Source organism: Pseudomonas sp. PDM19 (genome assembly GCF_014852215.1).
Taxonomy (GTDB): domain Bacteria; phylum Pseudomonadota; class Gammaproteobacteria; order Pseudomonadales; family Pseudomonadaceae; genus Pseudomonas.
This window is the reverse complement of sequence record NZ_JACVBG010000002.1, coordinates 116158-140465: the sequence shown is the minus strand read 5'-3', so window position 1 is coordinate 140465 and position 24308 is coordinate 116158. Positions and strand designations below refer to the sequence as shown.

Sequence of the window (24308 nt, the reverse complement as noted above, 5' to 3'; positions counted from 1 at the left end):
CATGTCCCTTCGCCGCACCAAGATCGTCGCCACCCTCGGCCCAGCCAGCAATTCCCCCGAAGTCCTGGAACAGCTGATCCTCGCCGGGATCGACGTCGCCCGTCTGAACTTCTCCCACGGCACTCCCGACGAACACCGCGCGCGCGCCCAGCTGGTGCGCGACATCGCCGCCAAGCACGGTCGCTTCGTGGCGCTGCTGGGCGACCTGCAGGGTCCCAAGATCCGTATCGCCAAGTTTGCCAACAAGCGCATCGAACTGGCCGTCGGCGACACCTTCCGCTTCTCCACCAGCCACCCGCGTACCGAAGGCAACCAGCAGGTCGTGGGCATCGACTACCCGGACCTGGTCAAGGACTGCGGCATCGGTGACGAGCTGCTGCTGGATGACGGCCGCGTGGTCATGGCGGTCAAGGAAGTGAAGGCGGACGAACTGGTCTGCGAAGTGCTGATCGGCGGCCCGCTGTCCGACCACAAGGGCATCAACCGCCGTGGCGGCGGCCTCACCGCGCCGGCCCTGACCGAGAAGGACAAGGCCGATATCAAGCTGGCCGCGAGCATGGACCTGGACTACGTCGCCGTGTCCTTCCCGCGTGACGCCAAGGACATGGAATACGCCCGCAGCCTGCTCACCGAAGCCGGCGGCACCGCCTGGCTGGTGGCCAAGATCGAACGCGCCGAAGCCGTGGCCGACGACGAAGCCCTGGACGGCCTGATCCGTGCCAGCGACGCGGTGATGGTTGCCCGTGGTGACCTCGGCGTGGAAATCGGCGACGCCGAGCTGGTGGGCATCCAGAAGAAGATCATTCTGCACGCGCGCCGCTACAACAAGGCGGTGATCACCGCGACCCAGATGATGGAGTCGATGATCCAGAACCCGATGCCGACCCGCGCGGAAGTCTCCGACGTGGCCAACGCCGTGCTCGACTACACCGACGCGGTGATGCTCTCGGCCGAATCCGCCGCTGGCGAATACCCGGTGGAAGCGGTCAAGGCCATGGCACGCATCTGCGCCGGCGCCGAGAAGCACCCGACCACCAAGAAGTCCAGCCACCGCCTGGGCCAGACCTTCGAGCGCTGCGACGAGAGCATCGCCCTGGCGGCCATGTACACCGCCAACCACTTCCCGGGCATCAAGGCGATCATCTGCCTGACCGAAAGCGGTTACACCCCGCTGATCATGTCGCGCATCCGCTCCTCGGTACCGATCTTCGCCTACTCCCCGCACCGCGAAACCCAGGCCCGCGTGGCGCTGTTCCGTGGCGTGGAGACCATCCCGTTCGACCCGGCCGCCCTGCCGCCGGAGCGTGTCAGCCAGGAAGCCGTCGACGCGCTGCTGCAGCGTGGCGTGGTGACCAAGGGTGACTGGGTGATCCTGACCAAGGGCGACAGCTACACCGCCCAGGGCGGCACCAACACCATGAAGGTGCTGCACGTGGGCGACCTGCTGGTCTGATCCTGCTGTAGCTGAAAAAGAAAAGGCCGCCCTCGGGCGGCCTTTTCCTTTTACGGTTGCTCAAAGGGCAACCAATCGGCTGAAAGCCCGGCGCCATGCGGCTTCGGCACCTTGGCCCCAAGCTTATCCACAGCGCGTTCCACAGATTGTGTGGGCAACCCGGCCATCCCACGGCGGATAACGCTGGCGCGTTATTCGCCCTACCAGAGTGACCCAGGGAACGACGCAGGATGGCGTGGAGCGCAGCGATACCCATCCTACATAAGCGGGGCGTACAACCGCTCGCGGTTGTACGCCGTGAGCGAGCCGCTCAGAGGAACTTGGAGAAATCCGGCTGGCGGCGCTGGGTGAAGGCACTCAGCGCTTCGTGGGCTTCCGGCGAATGCAGACGCTGCACGAAGTGCTGGCCTTCCTCCGCCACCACGCGGCGCAGTTCCTCGATGAAGGGCGCTTTCAGCAGGCGCTTGCTCAGCGCCACCGCGGCCGGCGGCAGTTGCTGGAAGGCCTGGCAAACCTCGCGGGCACGCTCCAGCGCGGCCGCGCCGTCTGCCAGCGCCTCGTTGGCGATGCCGTAGGCCACGGCCTGCTCGCCGGTGAAACCTTCGCCGCGCAGCAGCAGGCTGGAAGCCTTCACCGGGCCGACCAGTCGCGGCACCAGGAAGCTGGAGCCAAATTCCGGGCACAGGCCCAGGTTGACGAAGGGCATCTTCAGCTTGGCGCCCCTGGCGATGAACACCTGGTCGCAGTGCAGCAGCAGCGTGGTGCCGATGCCCACGGCCGGGCCGGCGACGGCGGCGACCACCGGCTTGGTGAATTCCATCAGCGCGCGCATGAAGCGGAACACCGCGCTGTCCGGGCCGCTCGGCGGCTCCTGGAGGAAGTCGACGATGTCGTTGCCGCTGGTGAAGCACTCGGCGTTGCCGGTGATCAGCACCACGCGCACCGAACGATCCTCCTGCGCCGCTTCCAGCGCATCGGCGAGACCGGCATACATGCTGCGGGTCAGCGCGTTCATCTTGTCCGGACGGTTCAGGCGCAGGGTCAGCAGGCCCTCTTCGCGCTCGACGAGAATCTGTTCGCTCATGGCAATTCCTTGTTCTTATTGAAGGGTGGGACCGCTTCAGAGCCTTTTCAACACCTCGCGAGCTAAAGCAGAACAAGGCGGAACCAGGCTGAAAAAGCGGAGTTTACATCGCGTAAATAAGCATTTTCATCGGACTCGCGCACGAGCCTGGTTCCAACGCAGTCATGCCGACGCGCAGCAGGTGTTCAAATGGCTCTCAGGCGTGGGGCAGGTACAGGTCAGCCAGCGTCTGGCCACGGGGCACGCCGCAGAGGTAGAGGCGGCGGGCGAAGGCATCGACGCTGGCAGGATGGCCGCAGAGTAAGGCGAGGGTTCGCCGCGAAACAAGCCGGAGTTGCGCCAAAACCTCGGCCGACTCGGCCGTGGTCATCAGCGTCACGTCCAGCTCAGGGTGGCTGGCGGCCAGGGATTGCAGGGGCTCGGCCAGATAATGGCCGGCGTGGTCATGAGCCTGGTGAATGACGCGGATCGGCCCGCTGTGATGCTGCCGCTGCGCTTCGCGCAGGACGCCCCAGAGCGGCGCCAGGCCGGTGCCCGAAGCCATCAGCAGCAGCGGCCGCTCGTGCCATTCCGGGTCGTAGTGCAGCGCGCCGCCCCGCAACTCGCCCAGGCGCAGGCCATCGCCGACCTTCAGGCCACGGGCGAAATCGGCGAAGGCGCCACGCTCGCGGCAGTCGATGTGGAATTCGAGCCAGGGGTCGAGGCCCGGCACGCTGGCCAGGGAATAGGGCCGCGCGACGCCTTCGGCGCTCCAGAGGATCAGGTGCTGACCAGCGCTGTAGCGCAACGGGCGTTGCGGGGCGAGGCGCAGGCGCAGCACGTCCGGCGCCGGCCAGTCCAGTTCAGTGACCGTGGCGGGCAGGCCATCGCGCTGCGGGTCGAAGGTTTCCAGCGAGAGGTCCTCGATCACCCGGCACTGGCAGGACAGTCGCCAGCCCTCCGCGCGGCGCACGGAATCCAGCGCCTCGGGCAAGGCATCCAGCACCTCGCCACGGGTGCAGCGCACCAGGCAGGCGTGGCAACTGCCGGCCCGGCAGCTGTAAGGCACGGCGATGCCGGCGCCGCGCAGGGCATCGAGCAGGTTGACTCCGGGGCTGACCGAAAAGCGTTGCGATCCGGCCTGTATCTCAGGCACGCGTCCACTCCCATGCGGCATCGCAGCGGTTGCGTCCGCTGCGTTTCGCACGGTAGAGCGCCTGGTCGGCCCGTTGCAAGGCCTCGTCGAGATCGTCGTTGGCGTCGAGCAGGGTCATACCCGCCGACAGGCTCAGGGTTTCGATGTTCACGCCCACCGGTTCCGCCGCCGAATAGGCCATCCGCAGGCGTTCGCAGCAGGTGGTCAGGCGATCGGCGTCGGCGTTGGGCAGCAGCAGGACGAATTCTTCGCCGCCGTAGCGCGCCAGCACGTCGCCTTCGCGCAGGCAGGCCCGCGCCACGGCGGCGAAGGTCTGCAGCACGCGGTCACCGGCGGCATGGCCGTGGACATCGTTGATGCGCTTGAAGTGGTCCAGGTCGATCAGCGCCAGGCCGTGGCGCTGGCCGGGGTGCATTTCTTCCAGCGCACGACCGGCCAGGCGGATGAAGTGCCGGCGGTTGAACAGCCCGGTGAGCTCGTCGGTGGCCACCAGGTCTTCGAGCTGGCGCATCATGCCGCGCAGGGTGTCCTGGTGCGCCTGCAGCGCATAGCGGCGCTGGCGCATGCGCTGGCGCAACGACTGCACGTAACCGGCGAACAGGCTCAGCCAGGTAAGCACGATGAACAGCACCAGCAGTTGCAGGACCGCCTGGGCCGGCAGTTGCAGGCGCTGCTGGAAGGCTTCGTGGAGGTTCAGGCCAGCGAAGGCAATGAAGGCCAGCGCGGCGCAGCGGGCGAATACCCTTGGCTGCAACTGGAACACGCCGAACAGCAGGATCAGCACATAGAGCACCATCAGCGTGCCGCGCGCAGTATCGACGTTGGCCAGGAACAGGGTGTTCCAGACCAGCGCCACCAGCACCTGTGGCTCGGTCATGCTCGGGTCGGTGAAACGCTGGTTGCGCCCGCTGAAGAACAGCCAGGCGAACACCAGCTGGCTGCCGGCGACCAGCAGCGTGCAGGTCAGGGCGAAGCTGACGGGGGCGCGGTAGAACTCGCCGAAAACGGCCAACCACAACAACAGAAGCGCCAGCGCATAGGTCCCGAGGGCCATGCCGAATCGCCTGATGAGTAGTTTTTGTAAGGCGTGCTGCTTCAGAGGTGGTTTCAGCGTGCTCATGGGGCTCCGTCCCGTAATGGCACCTGGCCTTCACTCTACTATCAAAGCGCCCCAGTGCCTAGCCGATCGGAATGTGGGCGGTCAGCGATCTCTTTCAGAACAGCAGCGGGCTATCTGGGACCAAGGTCGGATCACTGGCGAGTGCGCGGCAAGCGGCCGCAGCGCTATACTATGGCGCCTTTTTTCGCCGCAGCCGTGTCGGCGAAACCCCGATGTAACAGGCGAGAGCCTGTCTTACCCGCCTGACTTTCCTGCCTGAAGAGGACCGTGCTCCATGGCCGTGATCAAGCAAGACGACCTGATCCAGAGCGTCGCCGATGCCCTGCAGTTCATCTCCTACTACCACCCGGTTGACTTCATCCAGGCCATGCATGAGGCCTACCTGCGCGAAGAGTCGCCGGCTGCCCGGGACTCGATGGCGCAGATCCTGATCAACTCGCGCATGTGCGCCACTGGTCATCGCCCGATCTGCCAGGACACCGGTATCGTCACCGTATTCGTCCGCGTCGGCATGGAAGTGAGCTGGGCCGGCGCCACCATGAGCGTCGACGACATGATCAACGAAGGCGTGCGTCGCGCCTACAACCTGCCGGAGAACGTCCTGCGCGCCTCCATCCTGGCCGACCCGGCCGGCGCGCGTAAGAACACCAAGGACAACACCCCGGCGGTGATCCACTACTCCATCGTCCCCGGCAACACCGTGGAAGTGGACGTCGCAGCCAAGGGCGGCGGCTCCGAGAACAAGTCGAAGATGGCCATGCTCAACCCGTCCGACTCGATCGTCGACTGGGTCCTGAAGACCGTTCCGACCATGGGCGCCGGCTGGTGCCCGCCGGGCATGCTCGGCATCGGCATCGGCGGTACCGCCGAGAAGGCCGCGGTGATGGCGAAGGAAGTCCTGATGGACGAGATCGACATCCACGAGCTGAAAGCCCGCGGCCCGCAGAACAAGATCGAGGAAATGCGCCTCGAGCTGTTCGAGAAGGTCAACCAGCTGGGCATCGGTGCCCAGGGCCTGGGCGGCCTGACCACAGTGCTCGACGTGAAGATCATGGACTACCCGACCCACGCCGCCTCGCTGCCGGTCTGCATGATCCCCAACTGCGCCGCCACCCGTCACGCACACTTCGTGCTCGACGGCTCGGGCCCGGCCGAACTGGAAGCGCCGTCCCTGGACGCGTACCCGGAAATCGTCTGGGAAGCCGGCCCGTCCGCGCGCCGCGTCAACCTCGACAGCATCACCCCGGAAGAAGTCCAGAGCTGGAAGCCGGGCGAGACCATCCTGCTCAACGGCAAGATGCTCACCGGCCGCGACGCCGCGCACAAGCGCATGGTCGACATGCTGAACAAGGGCGAAGAACTGCCGGTGGACCTCAAGGGCCGCTTCATCTACTACGTCGGCCCGGTCGATCCGGTCGGTGACGAAGTGGTTGGCCCGGCCGGCCCGACCACCGCGACCCGGATGGACAAGTTCACCCGCCAGATCCTCGAGACCACTGGTCTGCTGGGCATGATCGGCAAGTCCGAGCGCGGCCCGATCGCCATCGAGGCAATCAAGGACAACAAGGCCGTCTACCTGATGGCCGTGGGCGGCGCCGCCTATCTGGTCGCCCAGGCGATCAAGAAGTCCAAGGTCCTCGCCTTCGCCGAACTGGGCATGGAAGCGATCTACGAGTTCGAAGTCAAAGACATGCCGGTGACCGTTGCGGTCGACACCAATGGCGAGTCGGTGCACATCACCGGCCCGGCCATCTGGCAGAAGAAGATCGCCGAGAGCCTGGCAGTGGAAGTGCAGTGATCACTGCATGACCGCTCCCTGAAAAAGCCCGGCCAAGTGCCGGGCTTTTTCATGTCTGGCCGCTCGCTGTCAGAGGGCGGTTTCCAGAGCGGACTGGATGGCCTCGGTGCGCTCCTCGATTTCCTCGGCCGCTGAAGCAGGCTTGAAATTGATGCGGAGCACTCCCGCGTCCAGGGCTACCTTGTCGCGGTAGCCGTCCGCTGGGGCGCGACTGGCGTCGTAGCGCACCACGACACGTTTCAGCTTGCCTTGTACCGCCTGTTTGCCCTGGTCGTAGGAGGTCAGCATCTCCAGCGCCTCGGCCAGCGGCACGAAGTACACGTTGGTCCAATAATCCTCGGCCCCATAGTGAGCGGCCTGCCCCGGCAGGGCGATGCTCTCCCAGTCCACTTCGACGGGCACGGCAAAGCCGGCGGACTCCTGGATATCGCGCAGTTGCTCGACGAAGGCATTCTGCTGATAGGCCGTGATGGCTTCGCGCTCCGCGGAGCTGGGCTCGGCGATCGACAGGCCGACCATGCCTCCCGCCAGCAAGGCGCAGAGGAAAAGCGAGCGGGTACTGGATGGCATGGGACACTCCCGGAATCTGGCAACGGCGCAGTCTAGAAAGACCGCACCGACCTCCGGGATCGGACTATTCGGCAAACGCCGTGAGCAAAGGCCGAATCAGGACGCGCTGCGCGCTACCAGGCTCAGTTCCGTCACCTTGTCGCGGCGCTGGGCGAGGAAGCGCGTGCAGCTCACGCGCAGGAAGGAGGCGAAGTTCACCACCTCCCCGCGGTAGTCCATCACCTCGTCGTAGAGCTTGGTGATCAGCTGGTTGGTGGTCATGCCGTCCACTTCGGCAATCTCGCGCAGGATGTCCCAGAACTGGTTCTCCAGGCGCAGCGTGGTGACCACGCCACGGATGCGCAGCGAGCGCGAACGCGACTCGTAGAGAATCGGGTCGGCCTTTACGTAGAGTTCGCACATGGACGGCTGCTCCTGCTTCGATGTCGGGCCAGTTTACAGGCTGATCTTCGTGCCCAGCACGTCGAGGAATTTCGCCAGCCAGGCGGGGTGCGCCGGCCAGGCCGGGGCGGTGACCAGGTTGCCGTCGACATGGGCCGCGTCCACCGGGATGTCCACGTACTCGCCACCGGCCAGCGTCACTTCCGGGCCGCAGGCCGGGTAGGCGCTGCAGGCGCGGCCCTTGAGCACACCGGCAGCGGCCAGCAGCTGGGCACCGTGGCAGACAGCGGCGATGGGCTTTTTCGCGGCGTCGAAGGCTTTCACCAGTTCGATAACTTTCGCGTTCAGGCGCAGGTATTCCGGGGCGCGGCCGCCGGGGATCAGCAGCGCGTCGTAGTCTTCGGCGCGCACATCGGCGAAGTTGGCATTAAGGGCGAAGTTGTGACCGGGCTTCTCGCTGTAGGTCTGGTCGCCTTCGAAATCGTGGATGGCGGTACGGATGCTCTGGCCGGCCTTCTTGTCCGGGCAGACGGCATGGACGGTGTGCCCGACCATCAGCAGGGCCTGGAACGGCACCATGGTTTCGTAGTCTTCGGCGTAGTCGCCGACCAGCATCAGGATCTTCTTCGCGGCCATCTGGGGCATCCTCCCGGCAGGGCCCGGCCATGGTGGCCGGGCATGCGGGAGAGCTTAGTCAGTCACGCAGGCAGCGGGTAATACGCCGCTACTACACCGCCACGCGCTGCGCGGGCCTGGTGCTCGGGCGCTGCTCGGCGACCTGACGGGCGTCCTCGAGGATCAGGTCGGCGCCCTTCTCCGCCACCATCATCACAGCGGCGTTGGTGTTGCCGGAGGTGACGTTGGGGAAGATCGACGCATCGACCACGCGCAGCCCCTTGAGGCCATGCACGCGCAGGCGGTTGTCCACCACCGAGGTCTGCGGGTCGCTGCCCATGGCGCAGCTGCCGCACAGGTGGTAGATCGAGCCGCAGTTCTCGCGGAAATACTGCAGCATCTGCTCGTCGGACTGGGTGGCCGGGCCCGGCAGCACTTCCTCGACGGTAATTTTCTTCAGCGCCGGCGCGTTCATGATCTTGCGGATCAGGTGGCTGCCCTGGATGGCCTCGTCGATGTCCTTCTGCGTGCTCAGGTAGTTCGGGTCGATCAGTGCGGCATCGGCCGGGTTCTTCGAGGCGATGCGGATTTCCCCGCGGCTGGTCGGCCGGCACGGGTTGAAGCAGAGCAGGAAGCCCGAATACGGCTCGGGTTTCAGGCTGGCCTTGTTGCTCTTGGGAATCTGGTAAGACAGCGGATTGAAGTACAGCTGCAGGTTCGGGTGTTCCAGCGCGTCGTCGCTGCGGAAGAAGCCGCCGCTCTGGTTCACGCTCATCGACAGCGGGCCCTTGCGGGTCAGCAGGTATTCAAGGCCCAGCCTGGCCTGGCCGAACAGCGAGCCGAAGTCGTCGTTCAGGGTGCGGATACTGGCCTTGTAGTAGTAGCTGACGCAGAGGTGGTCCTGCAGGTTCTTGCCCACTGCCGGCAGCTCGTGGACCTGCGCAATCTTGTGCTCGTCCAGCAGCTCGCGGTCGGCGACGCCGGACAGCTGCAGCAACTTGGGCGAATCCACCGCGCCGGCGGCGAGGATGACTTCGCGCTGGGCATGGAATTCCCGCTGCACGCCGCTCTGCTTCACGCTCACGCCGATGGCGCGCTTGCTCTCGTCGAACAGCACGCGCTCCACCAGCGCGTTGCGCTCGATGGTGAGGTTGGCGCGGTTCTGCGCCGGGTGCAGGTAGGCGAAGCTGCTGGAACAGCGCTGGCCATTCTTCGTGTTGACGTCGTAGAGACCGGCGCCTTCGAAGTCCTTGCCGTTGAAGTCCTCGCTCAGCGGGTAGCCCAGCTCCTGGCAGCCTTCGAGGAAGCGGTCGCAGATCGGGTGGGTGTGCCCCTTCATGGGCGTGATCCGGATCGGACCGTTGGCGCCGTGGTACTCGGTGTTGCCCAGCGGGTGCGATTCCAGCTTGCGGAAGTACGGCAGCACGTCCCTGAACGACCAGCCTTCGTTGCCGTTGGCCGCCCAGTCATCGAAGTCATGGGCCTGGCCGCGCACGTAGATCATCGCGTTGATCGAGCCCGAACCACCCTGCACCTTGCCGCGCGGCGCATAGAGTTCGCGGTTGGCGAGCTGCTTCTGCGGCTGGCTGTAGTACATCCAGTTGAAGGTCGGGTTGTAGTAGAGCTTGGCGAAGCCCACCGGGATCTTGAACCAGTGCGAGCTGTCCTTGCCGCCGGCCTCCAGCAGCAGGACGCTGTGTTCGCCCGATTCGCTCAGGCGGGCGGCGAGGATGCAGCCGGCGGAACCGGCGCCGACGATGATGTAGTCGTATTTCATGGAATGCGTACCGCGGTATTGGGTAGAACCCCGCCCTCTCCTTTCTTTGAAGAAAAGGACGAGGACGGGTCCGGCATCAGCCTTTGGCCGGTGCGTTGTCTTTCACGTCGACGGGGTCCGGGCCCATCTGCAGGTGCAGGCGTTCGCCGGTGTAGGGGCTGTGGGCGCGGACCACGTCCATGTTCAGCTCGACGCCAAGGCCGGGCTCGCTGGACGGGATGATGTAGCCGTCTTCCCACTGCAGCGGCTTCTTCAGCACCTGCGCGTGGAAGCCGTCCCAGGTGCCGATGCTTTCCTGGATCAGGAAGTTCGGCGTGCAGGCCGCCAGCTGGAAACTCGCTGCCGCGCCAATGGGGCCGTTGTAGAGGTGCGGGGCGATCTGGGCATAGAAGGCTTCGGCCATGGAGGCGATCTTCTTGCCTTCGAGCAGGCCGCCGCAGCGGCCGACGTTCATCTGCAGGATCGACGCGCCGCCGGCCTGCAGCAGCTTGAAGAACTCGTACTTGGTGGTCAGGCGCTCGCCGGTGGCGATCGGGATGCTGGTCTTGGCAGCGACCTGGCCCATGGCGTCTTCCTGGCCCGGCGGGATCGGCTCCTCGAACCACAGCGGGTCGTACTTCTCCAGGCGCTTCGCCAGGCGGATGGCCGAGGACGGCACCATCTGCCCGTGGGTGCCGAACAGCAGGTCGCATTGGTTGCCCACCGATTCGCGGATCTTGCGGCAGAACGTCTCGCAGCGATCCAGCACTTCCAGCGACACCTGGTGGCCGGAGAACGCGGTGTAGGGGCCGGCCGGGTCGAACTTCAGCGCGGTGAAGCCAAGCTTCATGTTCTCGATGGCGCACTCGGCCGCCAGGTCCGGGTCGGAGTAGTCGTATTCGCCCTGGGCGTTCTTCGGGTACAGGTAGGTGTAGGAGCGCAGGCGCTCGTGGACCTTGCCGCCGAGCAACTCGTACACCGGCTTGTTCGCGGCCTTGCCGATGATGTCCCAGCAGGCCATTTCCAGGCCGCTGACGATGCCCATCATGGTCAGGTCGGGGCGCTGGGTGAAACCGCTCGAATAGGCGCGACGGAAGAAGCGCTCGATGTGGTGCGGGTCCTGGTTCTCCAGGTAGCGGCCGAACACGTCCTCGATGGCCGGCACCATCACCCGGGGATGGAAGGTGGCGGCGTAGATCTCGCCGACGCCTTCGATGCCGCAGTCGGTCTTCAGCTTGACGAACAGCCAGTACATGCCGCCGACGTGGGGCGGTGGGACGGCGACCACATGGGTTTCGAGGGAGACGATCTTCATGCGTTTTTCGCTCTCTTCTGGATGCGCTTGTTCAGGATCAGGGTGGCGACCACGCCCAGCAGGCCCATCACCACGACGTAGGAGAAGTAGATCTGGTAGCCGACGAAGCCGGGGAAGCGGTCGGTGATGTAGCCGTTGAGCAGGGGCAGGTAGGCGTCCGGGGCGTAACCCAGCACCGAGATGATGCCGATGGCCAGACCGGTGACACGCAGCGGGATGCGGCAGTCATCGAGGATCGCCCAGTACAGGCCACGGATGGCGTAGGTCATCAGGCCGATGAAGATCACCAGGAAGATCAGCACGCCGAGCACATGCAGGCTCGGCAGCACGATCAGGCCGATCATCCCCAGGGCGGCCAGGAGCATGGCCCAGGTCAGCACACCGGTGCGGGTGAAACGGTCACCCAGCCAGCCGCCGCCGATGCCACCCAGCGGGCGCATCCACAGCTTGATGGTGGTGATCAGGCCGGCAGCGGTGGCGGAGAGGCCGAAGCCGCCTTCCTGCAGGTACGCCGAGAAGCTATAGGTGGCCCAGAAGAAGTGGTAGCCGCAGAAGACGATGGCGGTGACCAGCCAGAGTTCGGGAATGCGCAGCAGGGTGCGGAAGTCTTCCAGCAGGTTGCCCTTCTCGGCGCGGGACTGCTTGCCGTTCTTCTGCGGATCACGCACCAGCATCAGTGCGGCGCCCAGCACGATGCAGAAGATCGCGTACATATGGATGACCAGTTGCAGGCCCTGGGCGTTCTTCTCGCCACGGGTCTCGGTGACGTAGGCGAACAGCGCGATGGCGATGGTCGCCAGCAGCGCCTCGACCAGCCCGCGGCCGCCGTCGAGCACGCCGAAGAAGCGGCCCTGCTCGTCTTCACCGGCGAGCATCTTCACCCGCTTGATCAGCGCGGCCCAGAAGGTCAGGCCGGTGGTGATGCCGAAGCCGCAGAAGATCACCAGCAGCGTGTCGAAGCCCGGCAGCATCGCGTACCACATGCCCAGCAGGCCGGTGCCGATCAGCGAGAAGCTGATCAGGAAGCGCGGCGAAAACCGGTCGGCCAGCCAACCGCTGGGCAGGTAGCTGAGCAGGAAGGCGGTGCCGAGGATCGAGTAGAGGTAGCCCAGTTCGCTGTTGTTGATCGCCAGCGCCTCGAGCATGGTGCTCTGGTACACCTGGCGCAGATACAGCATGGGATAGATCGCCCCCGCCGCAAGCACGAGCAGGGCAAGCTGGATGTAACGGGTGAGGTTGGCGTTAGCCGGCACGGCCATGGTCATGGCATCTGCACTTATTGTTTTTTTCATCATGCATCTCGCAGCCGGCTCGGTCGCCGGCAACTGGTCGGAACAGCGGTGGGAGTATCGGGGCCCAGGCAGTGGGCCCCGTGGGTTGGATCAGCAGATCAGCGAATCAGAACTTGAGGACGACGAGGCGCGTCTGGGTGAACTCGAGCATCCCGTGCTTGCCGTCGTCGCCGCCCAGGCCCGAGCGCTTCCAGCCGGCGTGGAAGCCCTGGTAGGGGTCGGCGGGCGTGCGGTTGATGTAGATCTCGCCAGCCTCGATGTGGTTGGCGACCTTCATGGCGTTGCGGTAGTTCTCGGTGAACAGCACCGAGGACAGGCCGAACTGGTGGTCGTTGGCCATGGCCAGCGCGTCGTCGAGGGTCTCGTAGGACAGCACCGGCAGCACCGGGCCGAAGATTTCCTCCTGGACGATCTCCATGTCCTGGCGGCAGCCGCTGAGCAGGGTCGCCGGGTAGAAGTGGCCGGCGCCCTCGGGCAGCACGCCGCCGCACTCCAGCACGGCGCCTTCGGCCAGCGCGCGCTGGACCTTGGCGTGCACGTCGGTACGGGCGCGGCCGTATTGCAGCGGGCCCATCAGGCTGGCGTCCTCGGCACGGTTGCCGATGCGCACGGTGGCCATCTTCTCGCGCAGCAGGGCGAGGAAACGGTCATGCACGCTGGCCTGCACGTAGACGCGCTCGATGGCGGTGCAAAGCTGGCCGCAGTGGGTCGTCTTGGAAGCGACGATGGCGGCGGCGGCCTTCTCCAGGTCGGCGTCCGCCTCGATGATCGCCGGGGTCTTGCCGCCCAGTTCCAGGGACGGCTTGGCAATGTTGGCCTTGCAGTAGTCGAGCACGATACGGCCGGCGCCGACGCTGCCGGTCAGGGTGATCAGGCCGATCTGCGGCTGCTGGCAGAGCACGGCGGCGACGTCGTGATTCATGGTCAGCACGTTCAGCACGCCTGCGGGCAGGCCGGCTTCCTCGGCGCAACGGGCGATCTCGAAGGCGGAAGTCGGGGTGTTGTTGCTCGGGCGCACCACCACGGTGTTGCCGGTGATCAGCGCCGGCGCGACCTTGCGCAGGAAGGTATAGACCGGGTAGTTGAACGGGATCAGCGCCGCGACCACGCCGATCGGTTCGCGCTGCAGCAGGATGGTTTCGTCGGTGGAGTCGCTGGGTATGACTTCGCCTTCGATGCGACGCGCCCATTCGGCGTGGTAGCGGGTGATCTGGCCGGCGTAGAAGGCTTCGCTACTGGCGTCGGCCAGGCTCTTGCCGGACTCGGCGGCCAGGGCGGCGCCGATACGATCGGCATTGCGTTCCAGGGCTTCGGCGAAGCGGCGCAGGTGTTCGCCGCGCTCGATGGCCGGCAGGCGGGCCCAGCTGCGCTGGGCGCGGGCGGCGGCTTCGACGGCGTTGCGCACATCGGCCTCGTTCGCGGCCGGCACCTGGGCGACCTGCTGCTCGGTCGCCGGGTCGAACACGGCGATATGGGCGGAGGAGGCGTCGGCGAAGCGGCCGTCGATGAAGTTTCGATCTGTACGCATGGTCATGTCCTGTCGTTCAAGCAAGGCTTCGGGCCGGTGGCGGCCCCACGCAACGACAAGGTGCAGGCTGGCTCATGCAGGCGACGGGCAAGGCGGCGCGGCGCAGGCAGGGAGGTGACTCTTGTCGTTATCGGTTGGCCGAAGTTTCGACAGGCGCCCGAGTCGCGACAAGCGATTAATAAACCGCCATAACATGCAAAAAACGCAGGTTAGTGCGCGCAGGAAAGTCGCCACTTCCTACAGGAAATGACGACGGATTCTTTCAGGAAAGACTGATGACGGAGCCCGATCCCGCCAGGTTGCGCTCGGTCATCCAAACCTCCTGCTGCAACCACTCATGGAAACGCTGGACGTGGGACGGCAACTCCTGCTCCGGCCGGCTCACCCACCAGTAGGACTGGTGCCCCTGCACCTCGACGTCGAGCATCTGCACCAACTGCCCCACCGCCAGCTCACGGGCGACCATCTGCCGGTCGGCGATGGTGATGCCCAGCCCGTCGATGGCCGCGCGGATGGCCATGTCCAACAGGTCGAATTCGTAGCCACCCTGCAGGTCGACGCCCTGGATCTTCGCCGCGTCCAGCCAGTGTCGCCAGGTCAGGAAGCGCTGGTCGTCGCGGGCCAGCACATGCAGCAAAGTCATGCTGCGCAGATCGATGTCCTGCTCCTCGCGCTGCGCCAGCAGGCTGGGCGCGCACACTGCGATGTGCCGTTCGTGCATCAGCAGCGAGCTGTCCAGGCCGTCCCATTCGCCATTGCCGAAACGAATCGCGCAATCCAGCGTGCTGCTCTGCGCAAGGCTGTCCTGCAGGTTGGTGGTCAGGCTCACTTCCAGGTCAGGGTGCGCTTCGCGCAGGCGCGACAGGCGCGGCAACAGCCAGCGCAGGGCGAAGGTGGGCGGCGCGTTGACCCGCAGGCGATTGAGGTGGTGGCGCTGCTGGATACCGCGCACTGTCAGCTCGATGCGGTCGAACGAGAGTTGCAGCGCACGCAGCAGTACACGCCCGGCCTCGGTCAGCTCCAGGTGATGATGCCGGCGCACCAGCAGGCTCTCGCCCAGCTGTTCCTCCAGTTGACGCACCTGGCGGCTGACCGCGCTCTGGGTCACGTTGAGCAGCTCGGCCGCACGGGTAAAGCTCCCCGTGCTGCCGGCCACTTCGAAGGCTTTCAGCGCATTGAGCGCCGGAATCTTGCGTTTCACCCACCCTTCCCTGCCCCGCGGCTTCTGCCGCGCGGGCCTTGTCAGCGCAATATCAGAAGTAATAGCCGACATTCGCGTACAGCTGGTTCTCCCAGTGGCTGGTGCCACCTTCGGCCAGGCTCTGGGTGTAGTTGCTGCCGCCGATGTACGGATCGTTGCGACCGTTGAGCCACTCCACGGCGATGTACACCGCCTTCACCGAGAAGGAGGTGCCGAGGATGAAGCGCTGCGAAGTCTTGAAGTCGTCAGCGGACTTGTCGAAGGCGCTGTAGTTGCCATAGACCTTCACGCCGCTGACCCAACCATCGAGGAAACTTCCCGGAATGCTGTAGCTCAGGTCTCCGACATACAGGTTACCGCGACTGGCGACGTTGAACGTACCGTCGTACCCACCGAATGTGACTACTTCGTCGCTCCCCGGATTGCGCGGCGACATCTGCTGGCGCGCTGCCTGCAGTTGCACGCCCCAGGGGCCATTCTGCCCGGCATAGTGAATGGCGTAGGCGTTGCGCCGGCCATTGTCGTCGGTGTCCTGGTTCTCCAGGCGCGAGGTCAGCGCCGAGAAGCCCACTTCGGATTTCCAATCGCCCAGTTGCAGCGAGCGCGCCAGGCGGCCGACCAGGATCTGCCGCTCCTTGTTGCGCGAACCATCGCCGACATAGCCATCCGCCGAAGTCACCACGGTGGAATAGGTGGTGCCGTTGCTGGTGCCGTTGCCCTCCCAGGCGGGGCGGCTATACGCGCCGACCTGCAGGTTCCAGTCGCCCTGCTGCTGGATGTACTTCACGCCCACGTCGTTGACGTCTTCCAGGCCGATGACGTTGCCTAGGGTCTCGTAGAAGGTGCTGCCGAAGAAGGGTTGCAGACCGAAGGGGATCTGGTTGAGGCCGACCTGGATCTGCCGATCCGGATCGAACTTGTAACCGATCCAGGCGTACTCGGCGAAGTTCACGTCACCGAAGTGCTGGGTGTACTGGTAGGGATAGTCCTTGCCGTACCAGCGGTAGCGCGCGGCGCCGATCCAGGTGTCGGAGGTGTAGGTGACGCGCAGCATCGCGGTGTCGATGCCAAACTTCTCGATATCGCGGTCCGGGTCATGATCCCAGCGCGCGCGCACGGCGCCGCCGATGTCCAGGTTGTCGGTCACCGGCGCGGCGATGGCAGTGGAGCTCAGGGCGAAGAGTGCAGGAAGCAGGAACGGCAGGTGGAGTCTGGCCACGTTGAAGGTGCCTCGGCTGGTTTCTTGTCGTTATTGGAATCGCCCGCGCCCGGTGCTCCCCGGTGCGTGAGCGCGGCCGAAACTAGCCCTTGGCCGAACCGCCACACAAACGACTAAATCGCAGTCCAAACCCGAGAAAAACGCATATTCCGAAGGCATCGCCACCGTTAGAATCGGCGAAAAAGCCCGCGCCTTGAGCGTACTTTCGGATGGCCCCGCCATGCGCAACCTGCCGCCCCTGACCATGCTCCGCGTTTTCGAAGAAGTAGCCCGCCACCGCAGTTTCAATCGGGCGGCCGATGCACTGAACGTTACCCAGGGAGCCGTCAGCCGGCAGATCAAGCAACTGGAGGAATACCTCGGAATCAGCCTTTTCCTACGCACGCCACGCGGCCTGACACTGACCGAAGCCGGCAGCGCCCTCGCCCCGCACCTGGGTGAAGCCTTCGATCAGATGGAGCGCGCCCTGCAGGCCGTACGCGTGCCCAACCTGCGCCAGCGCCTGCGTATCCTCGCGCCACCGACCTGGGGGACACGCTGGCTGTCGCCGCGCCTGCGCAGCTTTCTCAAGCGCTATCCGGACATCAGCCTGAGCATCACCAACCAGCAGGGCGACGACAGTGCTGGCGAACTGGATTGCCGCATCCGCTTCGGCCTGGAGCAGGCCCCCCACTGCCACAGCGAGTTGCTGGTGATGGAGCGCCACATAGCCGTGGCAAGCCCGGAGCTGTTCGACGGCGAACAACCGCCGGAACTGCACGACCACCCGCTGCTGCACATCCTGCACGAAGGCAAGCGCCTGCGGGTCTGGGAAAACTGGCTGGAAGCGGTCGGCCGCAGCGACGTCGATGCCGCCAGCGGCATCGAATTCAGCACCCTGGACCAGGTCATCCATACGGCCCTCGCCGGGGGTGGGCTGGCGGTGATCGACCGGCAGATGATCGAAAGGGAGCTGGCCAGCGGCAGCCTGTTGCCGATCACCCCGGTCGAGGTGATCGGCCCCTACGGCTATTGGCTGGATATCGCCAGCGACAAGCTGGGCCTGTCGAAAGTGGAGCGCTTCCAGCATTGGCTGAATGTGGAGCGGAATCCGTGAAGCTGCCTTCGCGAGCGTAAAAAAAGCCAGGCCCTGACTCACGAAACACCAGGACCTGGCCCAAGACAGAGACGGGAGTAACGGAGCCCCTCGTGAAGCCTCTGCCGCATGCCTCGACCGGCGTGCACGCCCATTCTTGACACTGCGCCCGTCTCAGTTCTGCCGGAAGCATCCTAGAGTCTGCCGCGACATTTCCTGTACTCACCTCCCCCCGCAGCATCGCCGGAAGCATCCCCTTAACCTCAGGAAACAGGCATGCCAATGAGGGCGCGCCTGCAATTCTCGAGGTACAGAGACATGAAACCAGCAACATCCTGGCTCGTCAGCGCCCTGCTCGCCCTTTCCCTCAGCGCTTGCGCAACGGTCGACGCCGGTAACGGCGGCCCGGGCGAGATTGCAATCCGCAGCGGGCGCATCGAGCAGATCACCTTGACGCAAATGCAGAGCAACCAGGACAGCGGCGTCGGCGCCGTGCTTGGAGGCATCGGTGGTGCAGTACTGGGCGGCCTGATTGGCGGCGGAACGGGCAGTGACGTAGCCATGGTGGCTGGCGCAATGGGCGGAGCGCTGGGTGGCGACTACGAGGAAAAGAAACTTTACGACCAACCCAAGGAAGCCCAGCAGGTCATCGTGCGCATGCGCAGCGGCGTGCTGGTCTCGGTGACCCAGCCGGTGAACCCCAACCTCGACCAAGGCATGGCGGTGTACATCGAGGGGAGTGGCAACGGGGCGCGTGTCGTTCCCCAAAGCTGATTACCGTAGGCGCCTCTCGTCCGAGAGGCGCCTACGCAGGTGGATTGTCAGATGCGGGGGAGTTTCGACTTGCCGATCGACTCGTCGCGCAACACCTCGATGCAGCGGGGAGCACGAATAGAAAGACGCACCATCACGCCTTTCATCGGCGGCCGAGACAGCGACGTGCAAACGCCATCGCCGCGCACCGCCAATTCCTCGCCCCGTAGCGCCGCGAGGATTTCTGCATCGCCTGCATCATCGCCACGGAAGATGCGGATTTTCTCCCCGCGGCGGCGGGAAGCTGCCAGTGCCATCGAACTAGCCCCGCTTCAGCGCGACAGGCTTGAACAGCAGCGCGGCATCCGCGCCCACCTCGCCGCCCACGGAGAGATACAGCGTGTTGAACGCATTCAGCGAAGCCAGGCGGCTGCTTACCTCCTGCAACTGCCCGTCGAAGAGTTTTTCTTCCGCCGTGGTGACATCCAGGTAAGTCGAATATCCCCCCTCGTACAGGCGACGCGCCTGCAGCGAGTAGGTCTGCAATGCGCCGACCTGCTGCTCGACCGCAGTCAGCTGCGCCGCCGTCTCCCGCGTGCTCACCAGCGCATCATTCACATCGGCCAACGACGATTGCACCGCCTGCTTGTAGGCGAGTACCGACTGTTGGTACTCGGATTTCGCCTGGAGCACCTGTCCGGAGATTGCCCCGGCATCGAACACGGTCTGGTTGAGCCCCAGGGCCAGGTTCCAGACCCTGGATGCACTCTCGAACAACTGCCCGCTCTCGCCCCGGCTGAAGCCGATCATCCCCGACAGGTTCAGGTCCGGCAGGTACAGCGCCTGCGCCGCACCGACCATCGCGTTGCTGGCGACCACAGCCTGCTCGGCCTGCAGCAGGTCAGGGCGTCGCGACAGCAAGGTGGCTGGCAGGACGTCCGGCACCTTCGGCGCGCGCAGGGAAGACAGGCGTTCCTTGCGCACGATAGGGCCGGGGTTTCGACCGAGCAGCACCGACAGCGAGTTCTCCGCCGCGCTGATCTTCGCTCTCAGGGGAGGAATCGCCGCCTGGGTCGCCCAGTAGTCGTTCTGTGCCTGGCTGAGTTCGATCTGGCGGATCACGCCTCGGTCATAGCGTTTCTGGAAGATGTCCAGGGCGTCCTTGCGCGCCTGCGCGGTCTGCTCGGCGATGACGAGCTGCTCGTCCAGTGCCAGCAGGTTGAGATAGCCCTCGCTGATCGAACTGGCCAGGCTCAGCGCCACGCCGCGCTGCGCGTATTGCGCACCGAGCAATTGCGCGCTTGCCGCTTCGCTCTGGCGACGCAGCTTGCCCCAGAGGTCGATCTCCCAGCTGGCATCGAGGCCCGCCTGGTACTGGTTGCCCACTCCATCGAACCCAGCCAGCGGCGTACCGACGAACTGATCAGTCCGTGCCCGCTTGGCCCCTGCGCCCACCCCCAACTGCGGGAACAGCCCCGCCTGTACCGTGCGCAATTGACCTCGGAACTGCTCGATGCGCGCGGTAGCGCGCTGCAGATCGAGGTTGTTCGCCAGCCCTTCCTTGACCAGCGACGACAGGGTGGAAGAGCCGAACTGGCTCCACCACGGGCCGTCGACCTGGGACGTGGTGGCGTTCAGGTGCGCCCTGTAGGCCGCCGGCATGGCGACCTCGGGGCGTTGATAGTCGGGGCCGACCATGCAGCCGGCCAGGGTCGAGACGGCCAGTCCCAACAAGAGTTTTCTGGCAGTCATCAGTGTGCCTCCTGGGTAGTGTCGCCACTGGGCGTCGCTGCCGTGGTCACGGAAGCTTTGGACTTTTCCCTCCGCTCACTGAAGCGTTCGACGATGTAGGAGAACAGCGGCACGAATACCAGCGCCAGGCTGGTGGCCGCGATCATGCCGCCGATGATGCCGGTGCCGATGGAGTGGCGGGAGTTGGCCCCGGCTCCGCTGGCGATGGCCAGCGGCACGGCGCCGAAGATGAAGGCCAGGGACGTCATGATGATCGGCCGCAGGCGCAGCTCGACCGCCTTGAGCACCGCATCCAGCGGCGACAACCCGGCCTGGCGCTGCAGGATAACGAACTCGACGATCAGGATTGCGTTCTTCGCCGCCAGCCCCACCAACGTGACCAGACCGATCTGGAAGTACACGTCGTTGGAGATACCGCGCAGCCAGATCGACACCAGGGCGCCGAAGATGCCGAAGGGCACCGCGCTGAGCACGGTCAGCGGCAGAGACCAGGACTCGTACTGGGCCGCCAGGATCAGGAAGACCATGATGATGCCGAAGACGAACACCAGCACCGTGGTATTGCCCGCCTTGTTCTCCTCGAAAGCCTCGCCGCTCCAGGCAAAGCTGTAACCCGGCGGCAACTCCTGCATGGCCAGTTCCTGCATGGCCTTGATGGCATCGCCGGAGCTGTAGCCTGGGCCTGCGTTGCCGGTGATCTTGGCCGCGGGGAAGTTGTTGAAACGTGTCACCAGGCTAGGCCCGGAGGTGAACTCGGTCTTCATCAAGGCCGACAGCGGGATCATCTTGCCGTCCTTCTGCCGCACGTAGAGGTAGCCCAGGTCGGTCGGTGAACTGCGGTATTGCGCATCGCCCTGCACGATCACCTGCCATACCCGACTGCCCAGCACGTACTGGCTGATATAGGCCGAACCGAACTGGGTCTGCAATGCGCCATACACGTCGGCCATCGGCACGCCCAGGGTCTCTGCCTTGGCGTTGTCCACCGAGACGCGCATCTGCCGGGTCGAGGCCTGGAAGGTGCTGATCAGGCCGGACAGCTCCGGGCGCTTCGCGGCGGCGCCGATGAGTTTCCAGGTGGCCGCCTGGAGTTCCTTCGCATCACCGTTGCCACGGTTCTCCACCCAGAATTCGAAGCCACCCTGGGTGCCCAGGCCGGGAATCGACGGCGGGTTGATGGGGATGATGCGGGCCTGGGGAATGGTCGCCAGCTTGGGGTAGAGGGCGCGGATGATGCCATCGGCCGACATCGCGTCCCCCTTGCGCTGCTCCGAAGGCTTCAGGTTGAGGAATACCGTGCCCATGTTGGTCTGGTTCTGGCCATCGATGAAGCTGTAGCCGGAGATCGCCGAAGCGTCCTGCACGGCAGGATGCTCGCGGAACATCGCCGCGACCTGCTCGGTAGTCGCTTCGGTGCGATCCAGGCTGGCCGAGTCCGGCATCATCACCGCGACCAGCAAATAGCCCTGGTCTTCTTCAGGGACGAAGCTGGTGGGAATCTTCGAGAACAGTGTAGCGATGCCCAGCAGCATGGCCGCGAACAGCACCAGCGCCAGCACCATGCGCCGCACGACCAGGGCAACCAGACCGACGAAGCCATGGGTCATCCTGTCGAAAGCCCGGTTGAACCACTGGAAGCCCTTCCAGCGAGCATGCTGGCCCGGCTTGAGGATCAGCGAGGCGAGCGCCGGCGACAATGACAGGGCGACGAAGCCCGAGATGACCACCGAGCAGGCGATGGTCAAGGCGAACTGGCGATACAGCAGGCCGGTGGTGCCGCTGACGAAGGCCACGGGAATGAACACCGCGCAGAGCACCAGCACGATGGCGATCACCGGGCCGGTCACCTCCTCCATCGCCTTGACCGTGGCGTCGTGGGCGTTCAGGTGGAACGTCTCCATATTCCGCTCTACGTTCTCCACCACCACGATGGCGTCGTCGACCACGATGCCGATGGCGAGCACCAGGGCAAAGAGGGTCAGCAGGTTGATCGAAAAGCCCAGCGCCAGCAGCGCGCCGAAGGTGCCGATCACCGCCACGACCACCGCGGCCACCGGAATCAGGGTGCTGCGCACGCTCTGCAGGAAGATGAACACCACCAGCACCACCAGGGCGATGGCGATCAGCAGCGTGACCACCACTTCATGGATCGAGGAACGCACGAACTCGGTGGTATCCAGGGAGACGGCATAGCCGATGCCCTGGGGGAAGGTGGTAGACATGTCCGCCAGCGCGGCGCGCACGTTCTTCGACACTTCCAGGGCATTGGAGCCAGCCTGCTGGTAGACCGCGATCATGGTCGCCGTCTTGCCGTTGAGCGCGGAGCGCATGCTGTACTGGTTGAGGCCGATCTCGGCACTGGCCACATCGCCCAGGCGAACGATGGCGGTGCCGTTGGCGTCGGCGCGCAGGATGATCTGCTCGAACTCCTTGGCAGTCTTCATGCGCCCTGGCGTAACCAGCGGATAGGTCAGTTCCATCATCCCCTGGGACGGTGCCTGGCCGATGTTGCCGGCGCCGAACTGCTGGTTCTGCTGGCTGACCGCGTTCTGCACGTCGGTCGCGGTGATGCCCAATTCAGCCATGCGGTCCGGCTTGAGCCAGATACGCAACGCGAGGTCGGCGTCGCCCATGATCTGCGCCTGGTTGGCGCCCTGGATGCGCTTGATCGCGTCCAGCACGTAGAGGTTGGCGTAGTTGCCCACGTACTGCTGGTCGAAGCTGCCGTCCGGCGAGTAGATCGCCAGCAGCATGAGGAAGCTGGATGAGCGCTTCTGCACGTTCACGCCATTCTGCTGAACGGACTGCGGAAGCTGCGCCAGCGCTTGGCTGACGCGGTTCTGTACCTGGACCTGGGCGATGTCCGGGTCGGTGCCGATGTCGAAGTACACGTTCAGCGTCATCTGCCCGGTGGGCGAGCTGACCGACTGCATGTACAGCATGTTGTCGACACCGTTGACCTGTGTCTCGATGGGCGCCGCCACGGTGGAAGCAATGGTCTGCGAGTCGGCGCCCGGATAGGTCGCCGTCACGGTGATCTGGATGGGTGTGATGTCCGGGTACTGCGCTACCGGCAGGGCGAAGATGGAAACGCCGCCGGCGATGATGATGATCAGCGACAACACCATCGCGAAGATGGGACGGTCAATACAGAAACGGGAAAGCATGACGGTCGCCTCACTCTGCCTTCGGGGACGCTGGGCCGAAACTTCCGGCCGGCGCGTCGCCGGTGATCTTCAGGGGGGCGCCGGGCATGAGTTTCCCGGCGCCGTCGACCACCACCTGTTCGTCGCCCTTGAGCCCCTTCTCGACCCGCCAGAACTCCCCGGATGGCTCGGCCATCTGCACGGGGCGCTCCTCGGCCTTGTCGCCGTTGACCACGTAGACAAAGTCGCCCTTGGGCCCGTGCATGACCGCACGCTGCGGCAGCTGGATGGCATTGGCATAGTTCGCGCCCTTCAGGGTGATGCGCACGAACTGGCCGGGGCGCAGATTGCCCTTGGGATTGGCGAAGTCGGCACGGACCATGAAGGTGCCGGTCTGCTGGTTGAAGGTGGATGAGGCGAAGGTCACCACGCCGGTTGCCGGATAGCGCGAGCCGTCCGACATCTGCAGGTCAGCCTCGAGACGCCCGTCGGCCGGCAACACCAGGCGGCCGCTGTCACGCAGATCGCGGATGGCGAGGAACTGCTCTTCGCTCACGCTCATCACCACGCGCATCGGGTCCAGCGTGGACACCGAGGTCAGCAGGCTGTTGCTGGCGTTGACGTAGGTCCCGTCGTTGACGTGGGCGTAGTCGCTGATGCCATCGACCGGGGAGCGCACGTAGGTGTAGGAGAGGTTCAGCTCCTGGGTCCTGACCTGGGCCAGCGCCGCCTCCATGGAGGCCTCGGCGGACTTGGCCGTGCCGATGGCATCGTCGCGGTCCTTCGGGCTCAGGGCCTTTTCCGCTGCCAGCGGCAGCACGCGGTCCAGGTTGGCCTTGGCGCGATCGTAGCTGGCCTTCTGCGCGGCGTACTGCGCCCTGGCCGAATCGAGCTGGGCCTGGAACGGTGCGTGGTCAATCTCGAAAAGCAGGTCGCCGGCCTTCACTACACTGCCTTCGTTGTAGTTGCGCCTGAGCAGGAAACCATCGACCCGCGCATGGATGTCCACCGCCTGCGGACTCTGGGTCTGCCCGACGAAGGTCATGCTCGCCGGCAGGCTGGCCGGCTTCGCCACGACGGTCGTGACAGCGACTGGAGCGGCCCCGACGGGCCTT

At 65.2% G+C, this 24308-nt stretch carries 20 protein-coding genes; 4 read left to right on the top strand and 16 right to left on the bottom strand.

Annotated elements, in window-relative coordinates; genetic code table 11:
• The first annotated feature begins 1 nt into the window (after nucleotide 1).
• Entirely contained in the window at nucleotides 2-1453 is a 1452-nt protein-coding gene (pyk, locus tag IB273_RS08870) for a pyruvate kinase (RefSeq protein ID WP_081516323.1), read from the top strand.
• A 310-nt stretch (nucleotides 1454-1763) separates the two neighbouring features.
• On the opposite strand, the gene IB273_RS08865 is transcribed toward pyk, so the two are convergent.
• The 3 genes from IB273_RS08865 to IB273_RS08855 all read right to left on the bottom strand — a co-directional run bounded on the left by IB273_RS08865 (nucleotide 1764) and on the right by IB273_RS08855 (nucleotide 4792).
• Nucleotides 1764-2537, bottom strand: a complete 774-nt coding sequence (locus IB273_RS08865; protein WP_151188269.1) for an enoyl-CoA hydratase-related protein — start codon at nucleotides 2535-2537, stop codon at nucleotides 1764-1766.
• 196 nt (nucleotides 2538-2733) lie between these two features.
• Nucleotides 2734-3672, bottom strand: coding sequence for an iron-sulfur-binding ferredoxin reductase (locus IB273_RS08860; protein WP_151188270.1), 939 nt, complete (start codon nucleotides 3670-3672; stop codon nucleotides 2734-2736).
• Nucleotides 3665-4792 (bottom strand): sensor domain-containing diguanylate cyclase, encoded by a 1128-nt coding sequence (locus IB273_RS08855; protein WP_192223895.1) that lies wholly within the window; start codon nucleotides 4790-4792, stop codon nucleotides 3665-3667. The genes IB273_RS08860 and IB273_RS08855 overlap by 8 nt, the downstream gene beginning before the upstream one ends.
• 274 nt (nucleotides 4793-5066) lie before the next feature.
• On the opposite strand from IB273_RS08855, the gene IB273_RS08850 reads away from it, so the two are divergent.
• The gene (locus IB273_RS08850; RefSeq protein WP_081516327.1) at nucleotides 5067-6590 is read left to right on the top strand and encodes a fumarate hydratase; all 1524 of its coding nucleotides are present in this window, start codon (nucleotides 5067-5069) and stop codon (nucleotides 6588-6590) included.
• Between the two features lie 69 nt (nucleotides 6591-6659).
• On the opposite strand, the gene IB273_RS08845 is transcribed toward IB273_RS08850, so the two are convergent.
• The 9 genes from IB273_RS08845 to IB273_RS08805 all read right to left on the bottom strand — a co-directional run bounded on the left by IB273_RS08845 (nucleotide 6660) and on the right by IB273_RS08805 (nucleotide 16452).
• Nucleotides 6660-7160, bottom strand: coding sequence for a hypothetical protein (locus tag IB273_RS08845; protein ID WP_081516328.1), 501 nt, complete (start codon nucleotides 7158-7160; stop codon nucleotides 6660-6662).
• Nucleotides 7161-7256: 96 nt separating this feature from the next.
• Nucleotides 7257-7562, bottom strand: coding sequence for a ribbon-helix-helix domain-containing protein (locus tag IB273_RS08840; protein ID WP_081516329.1), 306 nt, complete (start codon nucleotides 7560-7562; stop codon nucleotides 7257-7259).
• 33 nt (nucleotides 7563-7595) lie between these two features.
• Complete coding sequence (locus tag IB273_RS08835) at nucleotides 7596-8177, bottom strand: DJ-1/PfpI family protein (protein ID WP_138216007.1); 582 nt, start codon at nucleotides 8175-8177, stop codon at nucleotides 7596-7598.
• Nucleotides 8178-8268: 91 nt separating this feature from the next.
• Nucleotides 8269-9933, bottom strand: coding sequence for a GMC family oxidoreductase (locus tag IB273_RS08830; protein ID WP_192223894.1), 1665 nt, complete (start codon nucleotides 9931-9933; stop codon nucleotides 8269-8271).
• A gap of 76 nt (nucleotides 9934-10009) precedes the next feature.
• On the bottom strand, nucleotides 10010-11227 hold the full coding sequence (locus IB273_RS08825) for a mandelate racemase/muconate lactonizing enzyme family protein (protein ID WP_192223893.1): 1218 nt from the start codon (nucleotides 11225-11227) through the stop codon (nucleotides 10010-10012).
• The gene (locus tag IB273_RS08820) at nucleotides 11224-12519 is read right to left on the bottom strand and encodes an MFS transporter (RefSeq protein WP_225610145.1); all 1296 of its coding nucleotides are present in this window, start codon (nucleotides 12517-12519) and stop codon (nucleotides 11224-11226) included. The genes IB273_RS08825 and IB273_RS08820 overlap by 4 nt, the downstream gene beginning before the upstream one ends.
• A gap of 106 nt (nucleotides 12520-12625) precedes the next feature.
• A complete protein-coding gene (gene aldA, locus IB273_RS08815) occupies nucleotides 12626-14047 on the bottom strand; it encodes an aldehyde dehydrogenase (RefSeq protein WP_192223892.1) in 1422 nt (473 codons plus the stop codon).
• Nucleotides 14048-14309: 262 nt separating this feature from the next.
• Nucleotides 14310-15248, bottom strand: coding sequence for a LysR substrate-binding domain-containing protein (locus IB273_RS08810; protein ID WP_192223891.1), 939 nt, complete (start codon nucleotides 15246-15248; stop codon nucleotides 14310-14312).
• 52 nt (nucleotides 15249-15300) lie between these two features.
• Nucleotides 15301-16452: a hypothetical protein gene (locus IB273_RS08805; protein WP_225594712.1), complete on the bottom strand. Its 1152-nt coding sequence runs from the start codon at nucleotides 16450-16452 to the stop codon at nucleotides 15301-15303.
• A gap of 235 nt (nucleotides 16453-16687) precedes the next feature.
• Here IB273_RS08805 and IB273_RS08800 point away from each other — a divergent pair, with 235 nt between their 5' ends.
• Nucleotides 16688-17563 (top strand): LysR substrate-binding domain-containing protein, encoded by an 876-nt coding sequence (locus tag IB273_RS08800; RefSeq protein WP_192209873.1) that lies wholly within the window; start codon nucleotides 16688-16690, stop codon nucleotides 17561-17563.
• Nucleotides 17564-17860: 297 nt separating this feature from the next.
• Entirely contained in the window at nucleotides 17861-18316 is a 456-nt protein-coding gene (locus IB273_RS08795) for a hypothetical protein (protein WP_192223890.1), read from the top strand.
• A gap of 47 nt (nucleotides 18317-18363) precedes the next feature.
• Here IB273_RS08795 and IB273_RS08790 read toward each other — a convergent pair whose 3' ends face one another.
• From IB273_RS08790 to IB273_RS08775, 4 genes are read right to left on the bottom strand one after another with little or no spacing between them, the layout of a single operon-like run.
• Nucleotides 18364-18612, bottom strand: coding sequence for a hypothetical protein (locus tag IB273_RS08790; protein WP_151188277.1), 249 nt, complete (start codon nucleotides 18610-18612; stop codon nucleotides 18364-18366).
• Nucleotides 18613-18616: 4 nt separating this feature from the next.
• A complete protein-coding gene (locus IB273_RS08785) occupies nucleotides 18617-20047 on the bottom strand; it encodes an efflux transporter outer membrane subunit (protein WP_192223889.1) in 1431 nt (476 codons plus the stop codon).
• Nucleotides 20047-23214 carry an efflux RND transporter permease subunit gene (locus tag IB273_RS08780; protein ID WP_192223888.1) on the bottom strand — a complete coding sequence of 1056 codons (3168 nt, stop codon included), beginning with the start codon at nucleotides 23212-23214 and terminating at the stop codon, nucleotides 20047-20049. Before IB273_RS08780 ends, IB273_RS08785 begins: the two co-directional genes overlap by 1 nt.
• Before the next feature lie 10 nt (nucleotides 23215-23224).
• A complete protein-coding gene (locus tag IB273_RS08775) occupies nucleotides 23225-24268 on the bottom strand; it encodes an efflux RND transporter periplasmic adaptor subunit (protein WP_192223887.1) in 1044 nt (347 codons plus the stop codon).
• Between the last annotated feature and the right edge of the window lie 40 nt (nucleotides 24269-24308).